Annotated in this window: 15 protein-coding genes and 4 tRNA genes; 6 read left to right on the top strand and 13 right to left on the bottom strand. The window is 37.2% G+C overall.

The window, feature by feature from the left end; genetic code table 11:
• Window positions 1-32: 32 nt before the first annotated feature.
• Window positions 33-533 carry a YcxB family protein gene (locus tag AC2G3J_RS02250; RefSeq protein ID WP_483770603.1) on the bottom strand — a complete coding sequence of 167 codons (501 nt, stop codon included), beginning with the start codon at window positions 531-533 and terminating at the stop codon, window positions 33-35.
• A gap of 189 nt (window positions 534-722) precedes the next feature.
• Here AC2G3J_RS02250 and AC2G3J_RS02245 point away from each other — a divergent pair, with 189 nt between their 5' ends.
• The gene (locus AC2G3J_RS02245; RefSeq protein ID WP_483770602.1) at window positions 723-2,012 is read left to right on the top strand and encodes an SRPBCC family protein; all 1,290 of its coding nucleotides are present in this window, start codon (window positions 723-725) and stop codon (window positions 2,010-2,012) included.
• Between the two features lie 25 nt (window positions 2,013-2,037).
• On the opposite strand, the gene AC2G3J_RS02240 is transcribed toward AC2G3J_RS02245, so the two are convergent.
• From AC2G3J_RS02240 to AC2G3J_RS02230, 3 genes are all read right to left on the bottom strand, one after another.
• On the bottom strand, window positions 2,038-2,823 hold the full coding sequence (locus AC2G3J_RS02240) for a YidX family protein (protein ID WP_483770601.1): 786 nt from the start codon (window positions 2,821-2,823) through the stop codon (window positions 2,038-2,040).
• Window positions 2,824-2,919: 96 nt separating this feature from the next.
• Window positions 2,920-2,996 (bottom strand) — tRNA-Arg (locus AC2G3J_RS02235).
• Between the two features lie 129 nt (window positions 2,997-3,125).
• A complete protein-coding gene (locus tag AC2G3J_RS02230) occupies window positions 3,126-4,385 on the bottom strand; it encodes an MFS transporter (RefSeq protein WP_483770600.1) in 1,260 nt (419 codons plus the stop codon).
• Window positions 4,386-4,491: 106 nt separating this feature from the next.
• Between AC2G3J_RS02230 and AC2G3J_RS02225 the strand changes: the two genes are divergently transcribed.
• A complete protein-coding gene (locus AC2G3J_RS02225) occupies window positions 4,492-4,929 on the top strand; it encodes a winged helix-turn-helix transcriptional regulator (RefSeq protein WP_483770599.1) in 438 nt (145 codons plus the stop codon).
• A gap of 68 nt (window positions 4,930-4,997) precedes the next feature.
• On the opposite strand, the gene AC2G3J_RS02220 is transcribed toward AC2G3J_RS02225, so the two are convergent.
• The 5 genes from AC2G3J_RS02220 to AC2G3J_RS02200 all read right to left on the bottom strand — a co-directional run bounded on the left by AC2G3J_RS02220 (window position 4,998) and on the right by AC2G3J_RS02200 (window position 8,951).
• The gene (locus AC2G3J_RS02220; RefSeq protein ID WP_336953516.1) at window positions 4,998-5,861 is read right to left on the bottom strand and encodes a cysteine ABC transporter substrate-binding protein; all 864 of its coding nucleotides are present in this window, start codon (window positions 5,859-5,861) and stop codon (window positions 4,998-5,000) included.
• 73 nt (window positions 5,862-5,934) lie between these two features.
• A complete protein-coding gene (locus tag AC2G3J_RS02215; RefSeq protein WP_419327728.1) occupies window positions 5,935-6,756 on the bottom strand; it encodes a transporter substrate-binding domain-containing protein in 822 nt (273 codons plus the stop codon).
• Between the two features lie 146 nt (window positions 6,757-6,902).
• A complete protein-coding gene (locus AC2G3J_RS02210; protein WP_004725765.1) occupies window positions 6,903-7,634 on the bottom strand; it encodes an amino acid ABC transporter ATP-binding protein in 732 nt (243 codons plus the stop codon).
• Window positions 7,635-7,636: 2 nt separating this feature from the next.
• Entirely contained in the window at window positions 7,637-8,302 is a 666-nt protein-coding gene (locus AC2G3J_RS02205) for an amino acid ABC transporter permease (RefSeq protein ID WP_483770598.1), read from the bottom strand.
• The gene (locus tag AC2G3J_RS02200; protein WP_336953512.1) at window positions 8,292-8,951 is read right to left on the bottom strand and encodes an amino acid ABC transporter permease; all 660 of its coding nucleotides are present in this window, start codon (window positions 8,949-8,951) and stop codon (window positions 8,292-8,294) included. The genes AC2G3J_RS02205 and AC2G3J_RS02200 overlap by 11 nt, the downstream gene beginning before the upstream one ends.
• A 599-nt stretch (window positions 8,952-9,550) precedes the next feature.
• On the opposite strand from AC2G3J_RS02200, the gene AC2G3J_RS02195 reads away from it, so the two are divergent.
• Window positions 9,551-10,501: a hypothetical protein gene (locus AC2G3J_RS02195; protein WP_483770597.1), complete on the top strand. Its 951-nt coding sequence runs from the start codon at window positions 9,551-9,553 to the stop codon at window positions 10,499-10,501.
• A gap of 47 nt (window positions 10,502-10,548) precedes the next feature.
• Here AC2G3J_RS02195 and AC2G3J_RS02190 read toward each other — a convergent pair.
• From AC2G3J_RS02190 to AC2G3J_RS02180, 3 genes are all read right to left on the bottom strand, one after another.
• A tRNA-Arg gene (locus AC2G3J_RS02190) sits at window positions 10,549-10,625 on the bottom strand.
• Window positions 10,626-10,672: 47 nt separating this feature from the next.
• Window positions 10,673-10,749, bottom strand: a tRNA-Arg gene (locus AC2G3J_RS02185).
• 15 nt (window positions 10,750-10,764) lie between these two features.
• Window positions 10,765-10,854, bottom strand: a tRNA-Ser gene (locus AC2G3J_RS02180).
• 264 nt (window positions 10,855-11,118) lie between these two features.
• Here AC2G3J_RS02180 and rnr point away from each other — a divergent pair.
• Window positions 11,119-13,569: a ribonuclease R gene (gene rnr, locus AC2G3J_RS02175; RefSeq protein ID WP_483771060.1), complete on the top strand. Its 2,451-nt coding sequence runs from the start codon at window positions 11,119-11,121 to the stop codon at window positions 13,567-13,569.
• 55 nt (window positions 13,570-13,624) lie between these two features.
• Here rnr and AC2G3J_RS02170 read toward each other — a convergent pair whose 3' ends face one another.
• Window positions 13,625-14,431 carry a barstar family protein gene (locus tag AC2G3J_RS02170; protein ID WP_419819908.1) on the bottom strand — a complete coding sequence of 269 codons (807 nt, stop codon included), beginning with the start codon at window positions 14,429-14,431 and terminating at the stop codon, window positions 13,625-13,627.
• A gap of 60 nt (window positions 14,432-14,491) precedes the next feature.
• Between AC2G3J_RS02170 and AC2G3J_RS02165 the strand changes: the two genes are divergently transcribed.
• Both AC2G3J_RS02165 and AC2G3J_RS02160 read left to right on the top strand, forming a co-directional pair.
• Window positions 14,492-15,127, top strand: a complete 636-nt coding sequence (locus AC2G3J_RS02165) for a hypothetical protein (protein ID WP_336953508.1) — start codon at window positions 14,492-14,494, stop codon at window positions 15,125-15,127.
• Window positions 15,128-15,219: 92 nt separating this feature from the next.
• On the top strand, window positions 15,220-17,247 hold the full coding sequence (locus AC2G3J_RS02160; protein WP_336953507.1) for a M3 family metallopeptidase: 2,028 nt from the start codon (window positions 15,220-15,222) through the stop codon (window positions 17,245-17,247).
• The last annotated feature ends 37 nt before the right edge of the window (window positions 17,248-17,284 follow it).

Below are 17,284 nucleotides of genomic sequence, written 5' to 3'. Positions count from 1 at the left end.
TTGCTCAGCGTTAAAAACTTTATAATTCCAAATTACTTTTTAAAAGTATTGATAAAAATCGTTTGATCTGCGAGTGTAGCAAATGCTCGTTTAGGCACAATCACCACAGTACGATTTTTTAATTCGATCATATAGGTAAGCTTGCCTTCGGCAAATTTATCTACATCTGAATAATGATGAACTTGTTTTGGACGGCCACTACTGAATAATTCCATATAGTCTTGAAATAATTCAATACCTTGTTCGCTTTTACCAAATTGATATTTAACGAATTGGCGTTTAAACATCATCGGTAAAAACCAATACCGCATCAGCATTTGCAGAATTAAGAAAAAAGCACCTAAGCAAACATAATATTTACCCACACCCTCTAAACCGAGGTAAATCCCCCAAACCATGATTCCGATGCTGACCAAAGGCGTGAGAAATTGGCTAATTTGCTTTTTACCAAAAGTTGCCAGTTTAAAACCATCTTGAGATTCTTCTAAATTAAGATAATAACGTGCAGATAATGCAGGCTGGGTGTCTGACATAGTTGCTTCAATACAAATGTTTTACGATACCAAGATATTACACTAGATTTTTCCAGCGAGATGCGGATTTTCATCTTGTTTTACAGAACACCTCTATTTTTTAAAAGTGAATCCTTTTAGGGTCTTTCATACAAATGGTTTTTATAAAAACAAAAGATTGCCGCTTATCAAGGTACAAAAGGAATTGAGATGAAAGCTTTTTATTTAAATATCGGTCTCGTGCTCTTAATCGGTATCAGTCAAATCAGTTTCGCGAAATTGGTCACTTGGACCGATAATATTCCCAGCGCGTTAAAGCCATTTGACAATAATGCTCAGCAAATCGCAGCAATTGCACAAGACAATATTTTAATTTATGCCCATCCAGCGACCAAGACGTCGCTACCGACATTCAGCAAACAGCCTCAATCTATCGCTAAATTTTCAACAGCAGCCATTGTTGTGCCTGTAAGTAGCCAAGAAGTGGCTAAAACCTTAAGCCATTACACCCAATATGTTGGGTTATTCCTTACTTTAAAATCAGTAAAAGTCATCGAAACGGCAGGAGCGATCAGTCAATTAAAATATCGTATATCCATCCCGACACCGATACCTGTGTTAAATTTTAATGAAGATGTGGTGATGCAACACCAAATTGGACAAAATAGTATTTCAACCATGGTGATTGATGGTCCAATTCCTTATGCATTAGGGAAATTTGAATGGTTCAATTTAACTAACAACAAAACTTTAGTGACCCTGACACAATGGGGCGATTTAAACCAACCGCAAGGTTTCCTGTTTAAGAAAATTTTAAATGCATTTCCTGAAGTAAAACTGGCAATTCCAAATGGTTCGAGTGCCTTTGTTTTAGAAGCACTCAAAAATAAATATACGGCTAAAAAAGTGACTGGATTAACTGAAGGGCAACTGCCTAGCCCACAATTAAATACAGCTCAAATCAATAAAATTGTACAGGTCAGTGCCAACGCGCAACAGCCCGTCAGTATTGTACTTAATCCTGTCACTGTACCTTATACCCATGGTCGAGAGGTTTTACGCTTTACCACAAGCTATCAATACTTAAATGCCACCCCGCAACAATTACAACGTTGGACACAACCCTTATCCTATAAAGAAATTTTTCCAAAACAAATCAAAAGCATTAAAACCACAGCGATCAACACACAAGGACAAGATGCAGACTTTAAAGTCAGTGTCGGATTGGGGGTTATTAGTATTCCTTTTGATTTTAAAATGCATTTTAGCTATCCCAAAGCCACCGAAAATAATTTCTATGCCAATGGCGGTGATCTACGTTATCTCAAAGGTCAAATTCAATTTTTACCCCAAGGCAATAACACCTTACTCAAAATGACCACCACCATCAAAATTGATGAAAAAGCACCATTCCTACTCAAAGCAGCACGCAGTTTACCCTACCATGAAATGTTACCGGCACTGGGTGCAAATGCAATTTTTGCTCAAAAAGTAAAGTAGTGCTGATTGAACTTTTAAAACTCAATTAATCAGCCAGATGTTTAATTGTTGTACCAATATTAAATAGGAAATATAACGGGATTGCGACCAGATCACCGACTAAAGTGACTGGGGTTAAGGCGATTTTCTGCAACAATGTTTTAGAATGTAGTGAGTATTTGGTTTTTCCTTGTGTATACATTTCAATCGTATAATTTTGACTAAAGTTTTGAAATTTCATATTTTTAATTTCAGCGTTTAAGCCCGCAACACGCCCAACCAATCCAATTTTTCTTTGATAAAATTCAGAGTTTTCCTGACCATACTCGTACTGACTCAGTCCAAGTCGAGATAACTTATTTTCTTCCTGTCCAGTTAAATTCTTTTTTGCATAATACAGTTCAATATCACTGCTAAATTGAGCTGCTTGTGGATTTTTTTGATCATCGCTTTCCGGCATTAAAGACAAGCTAAAATAATTGTCACTCGGACGGACTGGTTTGATTCGCCAATACTTGGCGTCTAAATCAGATCGAATGGTTTCTAAAATTTCCTTATTTCCAATATCAATCATATACGCATATTTTTGCCCAACCACGATTAAGGAGATATCTACATTGTTTATATCATGGCTATTTTTTGAGGAAGCATTTTCTTTTAAATAGGCAAAACCGACAATTTGATCCTGATCTACAATTACTCGATTTGCATGGGTTGAAACCACTTTACCCGTCGCCAACCTACCAGAATCACTGTTATTCCACAGAATGGCGGTACATCCAATCATTTGACTGATGACCAACACGATAAAGAATGAGAGATATTTATGCATGAATGATTGGCCTTATTTTTATTATCTTGCTCATTGTGCCATCATTTAGGCACAAAAAAACCGCAATAAAGCGGTTTTTTTAATATTTTATCAAGTTGGTGCGCTCAGAGAGATTCGAACTCCCGACCCCTTAGTTCGTAGCCAAGTGCTCTATCCAGCTGAGCTATGAGCGCGACGTCTTGATGGGACGCATTATACGCCTTTTCATTTTTTTGTTAAGGATTATTTCAATACTTAAGCACCAAGTGTTTAGTATTTGGGCTATTTATCTTTAAATCGACAAAAACCTAGAATCTACGTATTTATACACTGCTTGCATGCTGTTTCATTTGAAATTGAATTAAATATTTTTCAGTAAACAACCAAAATAAATAGCCAACTATACTCAATAGGATTCCAGCAGCACACACGGCATACCATCCCCAATGACCATAGAGTGTTGTTGCCAGTAATGAGCCCACTGCACTACCCAATGCATAAAATAACATATAAGCACCCACCAATCGCCCATGTAGTCGAATATCCGCTTGGAAGATCAGACTTTGATTAATCACATGGATTGATTGAATAGCTACATCTAATAAAATAATCGCTAAAATAAAAATCCAAATTGAAAAATATAAGCAGTTTAAAATGACCCAAGCTCCGATCAGTAGTAGAAACGCATATTGTGTAACACGCTGAGCATAGCCTCGATCAACCAACACACCAACACGGATTGCCATAACTGCACCGATGGCACCAATGATGCCTAAAAAACCAATCAAGCTATGTGAATATTCAAAAGGCTGAACAGATAAAGGAAACACCAGTGCATTCCAAAACAGATTTAAATTGACGAAAATGATGAAAGCAAGTACACCTCTAATCTGTAACACTCTATTTTTAAACAATTGTTCAAACAATGAAAAGATTATCTGGGAATAAGTGAATTGCTGAGTAGGATCTTTTTCGATGCGGATAACAGCTAAGTATTTCCATAAAAACACACTGATCATACTCATACATAATACTGAGAATATATATACCCCTTGCCATCCAAACCAATCGGCTAAACTACCAGACAGTACCCGAGATAAAAGTATACCAATCAACACACCTGCTTGGACTGTACCCACGATTTTGCCGCGTTCATCAGCAGCCGCCAAAACTGATGCATAAACAATTAAGCCTTGGGTCATCGCTGTGCCCAACATGCCCACAATCAGCATACTCAATAACAACGTGAAAATATGATCTGAAAAAACCAACGAGATTAAAGCTAGGCATAAAATGATGGACTGAAACAACATCAAAGATTTTCGTGGTATTAAATCGCCTAAAGGCACAATAAAAATTAATGCAATGATTGATCCCACTTGAGTCAATGAAACAACTAACCCCACCCACGAATAATCTAATTTAAAATCTTGAGCAATAAGATCCAGCAATGGCTGTGCATAATAAACATTTGCAACACTCAATCCAGCAGCACACGCCAACAACATGACCAAGATTGGAGAAAGATGGGATTGTTGTTGCTCTCTTGTTTTATTGCGCTGATGATGATCTGTTTTGTTCATTTTGCACCAATCTAGTTTTAATTTGCAACCAGATTAAATTACGCAATCTTGTTTTAAATTGCAACTAGATTTATAGTCTATTTTTAAGATGAAATATGGACAACTGATGAATCAAGATAAATATGAAGCTTGCCCAGTTGCGCGGTCAGTACAATTGATTGGAGATCGTTGGGCTTTATTGATCATTCGCGAAGCTTTTGATGGGGTAAAACGATTTAGTGATTTTCAAAAAAATTTAAATGTCGCCAAAAATATTTTATCTGATCGTTTGGCTAAACTTGTTGATGCTCAAATTCTAAAGAACCAACCAGCATCTAATGGTTCAGCCTATTTGGAATATGTGCTCACTGCACAAGGTTATGCACTGTTTCCAATCATCGTGGCATTACGTCAATGGGGTGAGCAATTTTTATTTGCTGAGGATCAACCACATTCTATTTTGCTTGAGAAAAATACAGGTGATGAATTGGCACTTATGCAGCCAATGACAAAAAAAGGAAAACATCTACTTGCACAAGAGACCTTTGTGAAAAAGATCAATTAAATGCAAATCATGTTTTCCCAGTTAAAGTGGATACTCGTTTTAAAGAGCAAACTTAAGTTTTAATGGTTTTACTCAACCAATAAATCTTTTGGATTAATGCTATCACCGTAGACAGGTTTTAACGTCTTTTCATATGCTTGCTGGATAACCCCTGCTTTAGATAATTTTTCTAAGTCTTGATTCAACCAATCCAATAATTCTTTATCACCCTTTTTGACTGCAGGTGCAATCAAATCATGCTGACCCAAGCTGGTAATACCCACTGTATAATTTGGGTTCTCTTTTGCCCAAGCAAGTACCAATAAATTATCATGTGCCAAAGCCACACCACGTCCATCTTTCAAAGCATCAAAGGTCTCTGTATTCTGCTCGTACTTTTGTAATTTAATTTCAGGATGTGATTTGCTAAAGAATGAGTCTGCTGTCGTGCCTTTATTGACCAATAAAGTCTGGTCTTTAAGTTGTGCAATATCTGTAATTGGCTTGGCTTTAGGCGATACAACACCCAAAGAAACTTTTAAATAAGGCTGAGCAAAATCTACAACTTCCTTGCGTTCAGGTGTCACGGTGAAATTAGCAAAAATAATATCGACCTTATTGGCTTTAAGGTACTCCACACGATTGGCAGCCTCCGTTAAAACAAATTGAACTTTGTTTTCATCTCCTAATAGGTCTTTGGCAACATGCTTAGCAATTTCCACATCAAATCCTTGGTTTTTACCTTGTGAATCCAAGTAACCAAAAGGCGGCTTATCACTAAACACCCCGATACGAACCACACCATTTTTCTTAATTTGTTCAATACTTGAGCTGGTTTTTTCAGTTTCAGCAGTTTTTTCAGTTGTTGAAGCATTTTTATTACACGCCGCCAACCCTAAGCTAAGCACAGAGGCTGCAAGTAGATGAGTCAGCTGTTTTATTGATATGTTCATTTAATTTTCCTCTAATCTATTTTCATACTTAAACGATGATTTCTTTTCGTATTTAAACGCTTTGATGCAATTTTTATTTCGGTTTCACATCCAAAAAGACTTGAGCGTCCACAGTTCCACCGTAAACTGGCTTTAAGGTCTGATCATAAATCTTCTGAATTTCACCTGTTCTTTGTAAGCTTGAAATTTCAGTATTGAGCCAATTTAGAAGTTGGGTATTGCCCTTTTTCACTGCAGGTGCAATAAAGTCTTGATTACCAATTTGCTGAATTCCCGCCGTAAATGTTGGATTCTCAGCTGCCCATGCCAAGGCATAAGTACTGTCTTGAGAAATTGCATCACCACGACCATCTTTCAGTGCATTAAAAGCATCAGTATTTTGTTCAAACTTTAATAAATTAATTTTTGGGTAATTCTTAGTGAAATAAATATCTGATGTCGAGCCTTTATTGACGATCAAGGTTTTGCCTTCGAGCTGCTGAATATTGGTAATCGTCTTGGCTTTAGGCGATACAATGCCTAAAGCAGCCTTTAAATACGGTTGGGCAAAATCAACCACTTGTTTACGTTCAGGAGTGACTGAAAAACTGGCAAATACCGCATCTGCTTTACCCGATTTTAAAAACTCCACACGGTTAGCAGCCTCAGTCACCACAAATTCAACTTTATTTTCATCCCCAAGCAAATCTTTGGTCACTCTTTTTGCTAAAGCGATATCAAAACCTTGTGGTTTACCTGCACTGTCCACATAACCAAATGGTGGATTATCTGCAAAAACAGCCACACGAAACACGCCCTGCTTTTTAATCTGATCTAATGATTGATCATTCTGGGTATTTTGCTCCGCTGATGCAATTGGTTCAGTTGGCTGACTACATGCGCTCAACATTCCCATACATAAGGCCACACTCAATGTTCGAACAACGTTGGAAATATTAAAAAAATTCGATGGTTGAGTTAAATAAGATAAAGCCATACATCCTCATTTTTATAGATCATTATGTGTTGCTATTAGGGTGAATATTGATGTCTAAATTACTGTTAATAATTCAACATATTTAAAAAGGCTTTTGCCCGTTCAGTCTGTGGATGCTCAAAAAATTGTTCAGGTGTGGCTTGCTCAATAATTTTGCCTTTATCCATAAAAATAATTCGGTCGGCGACTTTTCTGGCAAAAGACATTTCATGAGTCACGATCAACATGGTCATTCCTTCATGTGCAAGTTTTAAAACCACATCTAATACTTCACGGACCATTTCAGGGTCTAAAGCAGCGGTGATTTCATCTAGCAGAATCACTTGAGGCTGCATCACCAATGAACGCACAATTGCGATACGTTGCTTTTGCCCACCCGATAACTGTCGCGGATAATCTCGCTTACGATCGTATAAACCGACACGTTTCAATAATTCGTCTGCAACTTTCTCAGCTTCAGCTCTTGTTCGTTTTTGAACTTTTAAAGGGCCTAATAAAATGTTATCAATCACATTCATATGCCCAAAAAGTTCATAGTTTTGAAACACCATGCCAATTTTTTGACGTACATCCACCCACGCTAAATCTTTGCCCAATACACCTGAGCCAGCTAAATTGATTGTGCCCCCCTGTATTTTTTCCAAGCCATTGATACAACGCAACAATGTGCTTTTTCCACACCCAGATGGACCAAGGATCACCACGACTTCACCCTGTTTTACGTCCAAATCTATGCCTTGTAAAATATGACTTTCTGCAAATGATTTCTGTAAATGTTGTATAGATAACAAAGTCATGATTACTCCCAAACTTTTTCTAAATGCGTCGCTACACGGGATAAGGGATAGCAAATGATAAAATATAAAATAAAGATCAAACCATAAATCCAAAGAGATGCATTCGGAACAATTAACAGCGAATTTTCAATAATTTGCTGTCCAACTTTAATTACTTCGACCACGCCAATCAGCACTGCCAAAGAGCTGGTTTTAATCATACGCGTGAATAAATTGATTGCGCCTGGTGTGACTCTTTTTAAACTCTGTGGGAAAATCACATAGCTCAAAGTTTGCATAGGACTCAGGCCAAGTGCATGTGCAGAATCGTGTTGATGTTGATCTATCGATGTGATGGCAGCACGAACTAGATCGCCCATTTCAGCTGTGCCCCATAATACAAAGACCACAATACATACCAGTACCGCTGAGAGCTGCCAGTTAAACCATGTTGCAAAGCCAAAATAGAAAACAAACAATAAAACCAGAATTGGAATAATCCGAATCGCTTCTAAATACAATCGACACAAACTTTTAATCAGTAAATTTTTTGACGTCATAATGACACCGAAAATCGTGCCAAAAATTGCTGAAAAAAATACTGATATAAAGGCAATTTTTGCAGTAACCCACAGCCCTTCCAGTAAACGTGCAAGATGACTGGGTTGAAACAGATAATCAAATTCCATGGCTCACCTTCCGACTGCGGTATTCCAGATAACTGGTGAGAATAGACACAGGCAATAAAATAATCAGATAAGACATGATCAAGAGAAATAATGCTTCTGTGGTTTTATAATCCATACCAATTAAGTCTTTGGTGACAAACAATAGTTCCACCACTGCAATGGCACTCACCACAGAACTTTCTTTAATCAGAAATAAACAATTTGCACCAATTGCAGGAATTGAAATTGCTAGAGCTTGAGGGAAGATCACATATTGAAAAACTTGCAGTGGATTCAGTCCTATACTTTCACCTGAATCAATTTGCCCTTTGGCCACAGCTTGTAGACCTGCACGAAAGGCTTCAGCCATATAGCTTCCACCTAGAAAAGTTAGACCAATGACCCCACAGGTAAATCCATCAATTTTAATCCCCAGTTTTGGTAAACCGTAATAGAGAAAAAATAACTGAATCAATAAGGGCGTATTGCGTGATAATTCAATGTAAATTTTGACAATTTTGTCAAAGACCCGTACCCGATAGGTAATGAGAATACTGCAAATTAAACCAACCAATATTGCGAGAATAATACTGATGATTGAGATTTGGAGTGTGGTCACCATTGCTGAAGCAAACTGTGGCATCACACTGTAGATATATTGCCAATTCAAAGAAATCGTCCAAAATAATTATTTTATTGTTACGCTCTAAAGCAGAAAAAATGATTTGGAACCATCTTACAGTGAGAATTTTTTCTAAATAAATATGATTATCAGATAAGCTTTTCTATAAAAATAATGCTGGATAATACTTACTTTTTTGTGAGAAAAAATCAGCGAAGTTAAAATTGAATATTCATCAACCCCAAGCAATTATTCGACATTCACTACGTCTAACAATTCCATACATTCAGCACAGAATATGACAGATTCATTCTCTAAACTTTGGATTTGCAGTTCATAAACAAACCCTGTCAACGTGCGATTACAGCCATCACACTGTTGCAGGTTGAAATGACAAATAAAATCAACATGCTGGTAAATATAATATCCATCTGTATATTTCTTCATGTTCTTCTTTCTAAAGCTTCGGTTATTTTAATTATTTTAATGTTTTTAGCCCTAGAATAGATGTTCTAATCCTTGCTCTGCGACAAGAATAGACGTGTAAAAAAGGATAAAACTCATTTTATTTAAATTCCAACTCAATCAATCGTGTACTATTATTTCATCAATATTTCTATAAAAATTCAGATAATAAAAGGAAAAAAATGGGACATTACTCAACACTTTTGATTTCATCCGATCTCGATAGAACTATTGGGCAAATGGATGAAAATGAAACCTATCAAGAAGTTAAATACTCTATTCCGTTATTTTGGTTGGCCTTATTTAAAGTTGAAGACATTACCGCTATTCAAGATGAAGATGACTTAACCTATTACGTCTTTCGTGCAACGATCTTAAAAAGCTGTGAAACGTTTAAATCCAGACTCAACATATGGTCAGCACTCTATAATGATGAAAAAGTAGCAATTTTAGCTCAATCATTTTTACAATATTTACAACGTACTCCAACATTTTCAGTCGAGTTAAACATTACTGATATTATGGGAATGATGATTGATCCATTTAGCATAGAAACTAGAAATGAAATGGTGGATATGATCCATTTCATCGAACAAAAACATCGAGATCCCAAAAGTCCATCACCTTCAAAATATTGGCTGCCAAAATCTTTCGAACTTAATACACCCCAAAATCGATATTTAGATATCGATGGTTTTGGAGAGTCTTTACTCCCCTGTTTTGAGGTCGATAAATGGTTAAGTAACAATGAAAAGACACAACAGCCTGTTAAAAACAAACTCAATGCGTCTTTTGATGAGGTCCATTTTTATCGAATGCTGCTATCCAAAGCTGAAATCTCACCAAACAGTTCATTCGGTTTTAAACATCGGTTTTTAATTCTGACGCGAATTAAAAATAAGGAATTACGCAAAAGGCTCTTTCAAATATTTTTCTTTAATGAAATCCTATTTTTCTGTTTATTATGGCTTAGTCTAAGTTTAATTAGCATCTTTTTTCTTTTTAAAATTAGCACTTTTTCCTATTTAGAGATAACTGGCATTATTATTGGGCTTATTACATTTAGCTATTTTATTTTTCGTAAAATAGCCAAGAGAATCAATATATTCAACCAACTAAAATCATCAATCTAAATTTCAGGTACAAAAAAACCGCAACGTATGCGGTTAATTCTTCAAGTTGGTGCGCTCAGAGAGATTCGAACTCCCGACCCCTTAGTTCGTAGCCAAGTGCTCTATCCAGCTGAGCTATGAGCGCAATACTTGTGTTGCCAAAAGGCATTCGTTACATCATGATTAACTTATTGGTGCGCTCAGAGAGATTCGAACTCCCGACCCCTTAGTTCGTAGCCAAGTGCTCTATCCAGCTGAGCTATGAGCGCGTCATAAGTAATCGTTGGCGGTGAGAGAGGGATTCGAACCCTCGATACAGTTACCCGTATGCATCCTTAGCAGGGATGTGGTTTCAGCCACTCACCCATCTCACCGTAACGAGCCGCCATAATACAAACTAAAACCCGATTCGGCAAGTGATGACATTAAAAAAAATAGAGAAATTTACTCAATTAAATACTTTTTAAGCGATTTTCATCATTTTGTTGTTTTTTTATGCTGCAAAACAATCACAATCTACAAATACAAAGAAAATTTCTCTAAAAATTAAATTAAAAACACAATATTGCAATCAATTACGTGCAGTATTCCACTGTATGTCTTATGCTAATCCTATCTTCTGACTAGAAACCAAATACATCATGAAAAATTGGGTCGATCCTGAAGCCAAAGCTGAAGCTGAGCGTTACGACAATCCCATTCCAAGTCGTACCCTTATCCTAGAAATCATTGAACGAAAACAAGAAGCATTGTCACATGCAGATCTTGTTGAACTGCTTGAAATTGTCGATCAAAAAAGTATAGATGCGCTCAGCCATCGTTTAAGTGCAATGGTCCGTGATGGTCAGTTGATGAAAGATGGTTTTAAATATCAGCTGATGGCCGATCAACCTACCCTAGATGCTACTGTTTATGTCAACGCTAAAGGTTTAGGTGTTGCAAGCTTAGATGGTAAGAAAGATGAATTCCTTCTCCCTGAGCGTGAATTACGTCAAGTCTTCCATGGTGACCGCGTTAAAGTCCAACAAACTTCTGTAGACCGTAAAGGTAAAGCTTGGGGCTATATTACTGAAGTGACTCAACGTCGAGTTAAACAACTGATTGGGAAAGTTGCAGAGTTTGAAGGTGAATACTTTATTCAACCCGCACCTCCCAATGCACATCAACCCATAACTTTAGAAAAAGAACTGATTGAACATGCCAAAGCCAAAGTCGGCGATGCATTACGTGTTGAAATTGATGACTATCCAACACGAGATGAATTTGCGACAGGTCATGTGATTCAATCAATGGCGGATAAAGCCGATACTGAAATCATTATCCCGCAAACCATTTTAGAATATGGTTTACCTTATGAATTCCCAGAAGAAGTCATCAAAGAAGCCGAAGCGTTTAAAGAACCCTCTGCAAAAGATCGTCAAGGTCGTATAGATTTACGAGCTTTACCTTTAGTCACCATTGATGGTGAAGACGCACGTGACTTCGATGATGCAGTCTATGCGGAAAAACGTCCTGGTGGTGGCTATCGTGTCGTTGTCGCGATTGCAGATGTCAGTCATTATGTCCGTGTTGGTAAACCTTTAGATGATGAAGCGCAAGAACGTGGTACATCGGTGTATTTCCCACACTATGTATTACCAATGTTGCCTGAAGCACTTTCAAATGGCTTATGTTCTTTAAATCCACATGTTGACCGTTTATGTATGGTGTGTGATTTAAATTTAAGTCGTGCCGGTAAAGTGACTAAATTTGAATTTTATCCATCAGTGATGCATTCAAAAGCACGTTTAACCTATACCCAAGTTGCACAATATTTAGATGGCGACAGCAATGCGATTCCTGAAGACCGTGATGTCCGTAAGTCAGTTAATACGCTCTACCAATTGTATGAAACCTTAAAAGGTTTACGTGCACAACGTCATGCAATGGAATTTGAAACCGTTGAAACCTACATGACTTTTGATGAATTGGGTGGAATTAAAGAAATTTTACCGCGTTCACGTAATGTTGCACATAAGCTTATTGAAGAATGCATGTTGCTTGCTAACGTTGCAGCAGCGGAATATTGCTTAAAAAATGAAGTTCCAATGTTGTACCGTGTGCATGAAGCACCAGAGTTTTCACGCATTCAAAAAGTAAAAGACTTTGTGAAATTATTGGGCTTTAAATTCCCTGACCAACCAACACAAGCCGATTATCAAACGGTGATTGAAGCAACCAAAGATCGTATTGATGCACCAAGTATTCATGCAGTGTTATTACGTTCAATGATGCAAGCCTACTATGGTCCAAAAAATGTGGGGCACTATGGCTTGGCTTATGAAGCATATACCCATTTCACTTCACCAATTCGTCGCTACCCTGACCTGCTATTACATCGTGCGATTAAAGCCAGTTTAACCAACAAAAAGTATCCTCTTTCAGGTGCGGCTTTAGAAGATGCGGGTGAACATTTCTCTGCAACTGAACGTCGTGCAGATGAAGCCTCGCGTTCGGTTACTTCATGGCTGAAATGTCACTATATGCAGCAGCATTTAGGCGAAGAATTTGTTGGTGTGATCAGTGCAACCGCTGAATTTGGTTTATTTGTAACCCTAAAAGACTTATATGTGGATGGTATGATTCACGTGAGTCAATTGGGCGATGACTACTTTGTTTATGATCAAGTTAGTCAAAATTTAGTCGGTCAAAATCGTGGTCAAGCATTTGGTTTGGGTGACGAAGTCAAGATTAAAGTTGCTGGGGTTAACCTAGAAGAACGTAAGATTGATTTTGAATTGTTACAACAACTGTCGCATGCGGGCCGTGTAATCCGTAGTCGTGCACCACGTGTTGCAAAACCCGTTGCCAAAGAAGAAGTTTTTTCTGAACGTCCTGTCAAAGTTAAATCTGAATCTGACAGTGGGAACGCCAGCGAAGATGGGGAACGTCCCATTCGAAAGAAAAAGCCCAAAGGAAAACCCAGCTCTTACAATAAAAAACCTGGAAAAAGTACTGCAACTCAGCCTGAAACAAAGGCTAAAGATAAAGTGAAGAAAAAGGCTAAAGCAAAAAAGAAGAAGTCGAACGCAAAAGCAAAGACTGAGTAATTTTGACTTACCGCAAAATCAGAGAGTTTCGGCTCTCTTTTTTATCATTAAAATTTTAAATTTGAATATTTAAAATGGCATCCTCTTTGAGTAGCTCAACCAAATAATTTAAATCATCAAGGCAATTAAAATTCAGCTCGGAACTTTTAAAATTCTTCCAAGTAATATTTAATGGCCTACAAATGGGTCTTAAATTTTCTTCTGTTAAACAATTGCTTAAAGCTGAGGTGTTATATCCCATATAACCCAAAATGCCACAAACTTGTTCCCCAATATAACAGTAAAGATCACTTTCCGAATGTATGTAGTTTCCATCTAAAATAATATGGCTAACTTTTGAGATACTTTCATTTATGTGTTGATTGAAATTAACCTTATAAGCAACATTTAACCAACATTCCTTTTCAAACTCATTTAACTCAAACCATTGTTTTAGAGAAATTTTATTTTCAGAATATTTTTTTAAAAATTGATTTTGTTTTAAGAAAAATGTAGTTTTTTCACTTAATGATGGCTCCTGGTATTCTTCATCTCCATCATAAGTAAAGTCATAAACGATCAGATCAGCATTCTTATAATTAAACTCATAAGAAAAATCTAAATCGTTAGAAAATTCTTTGTCCCCCACCCTCAATTCATACGTCAAAACAAAGTAGAGATGGTCTATTTTTCTACGTCTTTTCAGTAAATGCAGCTTATCCATTTCATCTAAAATTTTAGAATTTATGCAATTTTTAAAATTAATTTGATTTGCCGTTACTTCAAAGTCATAAACCTCTATCAAATAAATATGTTGCTCTTCTGGTTCTTGTTCAGGATCAAAACTTACTACTTTTAATAAATACTTTTCTTGTACCCTCATAGAGTCTTCCTTGTTTTATAATGCATGCATAGCGACTCAAATAACTCTAGAAATAACAGCATGAAAATTAAAAATATACCATCACTCTTAATCCTGTTACTCAGCTGTGTAGCTTCTGCTGAAACCATCACTTTTAAAACCCAAACTATTCCCCCTAAATACACAAACTTTTCAGGAAATATTCCCTTTATCCAAGGCAAAGGTTTTGAAAAAATCAACCAACAAATCACACACGAACTTTTGGCAGATGATGCTACACGTATCGACTTTAGTTCAGGAAAGATCTATCAGGATCAAAACTATTTAAGTGTTTATACCCATTTAGAAATTGAAGGCGGACAAAGCTATTATCGTGAAAAGTATTATGTGATCGATTTAGAGAATAGACAGTTCGTAACATTGCCACAAATACTGCAAAAATATCAATTGTCCGCAGCGCAAATCTCAAATGAAATTGCTCAGCAACTTGACCCATGTATTGAAAATAAAACCGCAACGCTTTCTAAAACGGCTAATGACTGCGATAGCGCAGATCTGCAATACCTATACCGATACTATGCTGAAGATCGAAATTTTATTGCGCTAAAAAATGCAAATGGCTTTTATCTTAAAAAAGATATTTTAGGCATCAGTTTTGATGCGGGCGCATACTCTATCCCATTTGAATACAATTTGAAAACCAAACAAGTCCATTAACATCTGTGTTAATTTTATTGTCACACCTTGATTTCCCCTGCCAGAAGCCCTACATCTATCTATAACTTAAGAAATGATTTGGCATTAAGCTCATGACACTAGAACAGGCAACGTTGCCAGTACCGCAATTTGATCAAATTAGTTTAGATCAACTCAAACAAAATATTGAAAAAGCCATCCAAGACGGTCAAAACTTTTTAAATGACTTGGTACAAGTCCCTGAAAGCATTCAACAACAACTTGCAGTGATCGAAAATGTAGATTCACTTGAAAATAACATGAGTGAATCTTGGGGAATTTTGTCACACCTCAACGCAGTGATGAATAACACTGAAACGCGTGAAGTCTATCAAGACTTATTACCAAGTTTAAGTGAATACTACACTCAGATCGGTCAACACGTTGCTTTGTTCCAAACTTATCAAAATGTTTATGATCATGCGATTTTTAGCGACTTGCCAACGGCGCAACAAAGTGCAATTAAACTGGCTTTACGTGATTTTAAACTTTCAGGTGTTGCCCTTGAAGGTGAAGCTAAAAAACGCTATGCAGAAATTTCAGCACGATTATCACAACTGTCTTCTGATTTTTCTAATCATGTTTTGGATTCAACCCAAGCCTATAGCAAAACTTTAACCACGGATCAGCTTAAAGGTCTACCGCAAGGCAGTATTGAATTACTCAAACAATACGGTCAACAACGCGAACTAGATCAGCCAGTTGCTACCTTAGATATTCCATCTTATTTGGCCATCATGACCTATGCAGAAGATCGTGCGCTCCGTGAAGAAATCTATCACGCTTATGTTACACGCGCCTCAGATCAAGCCAGCGATACGCAATTTGACAATGCACCCGTAATGGTTGAAATCCTCAGCTTACGTCAGGAAATGGCCAAGCTTTTAGGTTTTGACAATTTTGCTGAATATTCGCTTGCTTCAAAAATGGCACCCGATGTGGCCACTGTTGATCAATTTCTGGTTGATTTAGCAGAACATGCACGTACACCTGCATTAAATGAAATCGAAGAACTCAAAACTATTGCCAAACAAGATGGCATAGATGAGCTAAAACCTTGGGACAGCAGTTATTATTCTGAAAAACTAAAAGTTCAACAGTTCAACCTTTCTCAGGAAGATTTAAAACCATACTTCCCTGCGCCTAAAGTGATTCAAGGCTTATTTAATGTGGTCAATCGTTTATATGGAATTCAAGTTATTGAACGCCAAGCACCACTTTGGCATACAGATGCCCATTATTATGAACTAGAAGATCAAGGTACTGTGATTGGTGGCTTTTACTTTGATCTCTATGCGCGTAACGGTAAACGTGGTGGTGCATGGATGAGTGGTTTCCGCTCGCGTATGCAAACCGAAACGGGGTTACAAAAACCAATCTGTTATATGGTTGGGAACTTTACCCCACCTGTCGGTGATCAGCCTGCCCTATTAACGCATGATGAAGTGAATACCTTATTCCATGAGTTTGGTCATGGCTTACACCATATGTTGACAGAAGTGGACAATATTGCAGTTGCTGGAACACATGGTGTTGCATGGGATGCAGTAGAGTTACCTAGCCAGTTTATGGAATTTTGGACATGGGATACTGAAAGCTTGGCTTTAATCAGTGAACATATTGAATCTAAAAACACACTTCCTGAGCATCTTTTAAAAGCATTACTCGATGCTCGTTTCTTCCAGTCAGGTATGCAAACTTTACGACAAATTGAATTTGCACTGTTCGATTTAACCATTCATAAACTTACACCTGCCCTAAATGCTGAACAAATCCAAGCAACTTTAGATGATATTCGCCAGAAGTATGCGGTTTTAGCAACAGCACCTTATAACCGCTTCCAGAATGGCTTTAGCCATATTTTTGCGGGCGGTTATGCTGCCGGTTATTATTCTTATAAATGGGCAGAAGTTTTAGCAAGCGATGCTTTTGACCGCTTTGAACATGAGGGTGTGTTTAATACCCAAACTGGACAAGAGTTCCGTAAGGCAATCCTTGCAGTTGGCGGAAAAGATACAGCACTTGATGCATTTATCAATTTCCGTGGTCGTGAACCTAAAATAGATGCATTATTACGTCATCAAGGTTGGACGAATAGCTAAAAAAACGCTTAAACTAACGGCCAAAATTGTTTAAAGT

This window comes from Acinetobacter legionensis (assembly GCF_057165765.1).
The sequence above is the reverse complement of the archived record's forward strand: the minus strand, read 5'-3'. Positions and strand labels throughout refer to the sequence as shown.

Excerpts from the sequence above, each read along its gene's own strand:
- AC2G3J_RS02160 (WP_336953507.1), top strand. The coding sequence starts at position 15,220 with ATGACACTAGAACAGGCAACGTTGCCAGTACCGCAATTTGATCAAATT.
- AC2G3J_RS02205 (WP_483770598.1), bottom strand. The coding sequence starts at position 8,302 with ATGGAATTTGATTATCTGTTTCAACCCAGTCATCTTGCACGTTTACTG.
- AC2G3J_RS02210 (WP_004725765.1), bottom strand. The coding sequence starts at position 7,634 with ATGACTTTGTTATCTATACAACATTTACAGAAATCATTTGCAGAAAGT.
- AC2G3J_RS02195 (WP_483770597.1), top strand. The coding sequence starts at position 9,551 with ATGGGACATTACTCAACACTTTTGATTTCATCCGATCTCGATAGAACT.
- AC2G3J_RS02245 (WP_483770602.1), top strand. The coding sequence starts at position 723 with ATGAAAGCTTTTTATTTAAATATCGGTCTCGTGCTCTTAATCGGTATC.
- AC2G3J_RS02230 (WP_483770600.1), bottom strand. The coding sequence starts at position 4,385 with ATGAACAAAACAGATCATCATCAGCGCAATAAAACAAGAGAGCAACAA.
- AC2G3J_RS02215 (WP_419327728.1), bottom strand. The coding sequence starts at position 6,756 with ATGGGAATGTTGAGCGCATGTAGTCAGCCAACTGAACCAATTGCATCA.
- AC2G3J_RS02220 (WP_336953516.1), bottom strand. The coding sequence starts at position 5,861 with ATGAACATATCAATAAAACAGCTGACTCATCTACTTGCAGCCTCTGTG.
- AC2G3J_RS02250 (WP_483770603.1), bottom strand. The coding sequence starts at position 533 with ATGTCAGACACCCAGCCTGCATTATCTGCACGTTATTATCTTAATTTA.
- AC2G3J_RS02165 (WP_336953508.1), top strand. The coding sequence starts at position 14,492 with ATGAAAATTAAAAATATACCATCACTCTTAATCCTGTTACTCAGCTGT.
- AC2G3J_RS02225 (WP_483770599.1), top strand. The coding sequence starts at position 4,492 with ATGAATCAAGATAAATATGAAGCTTGCCCAGTTGCGCGGTCAGTACAA.
- AC2G3J_RS02240 (WP_483770601.1), bottom strand. The coding sequence starts at position 2,823 with ATGCATAAATATCTCTCATTCTTTATCGTGTTGGTCATCAGTCAAATG.
- AC2G3J_RS02170 (WP_419819908.1), bottom strand. The coding sequence starts at position 14,431 with ATGAGGGTACAAGAAAAGTATTTATTAAAAGTAGTAAGTTTTGATCCT.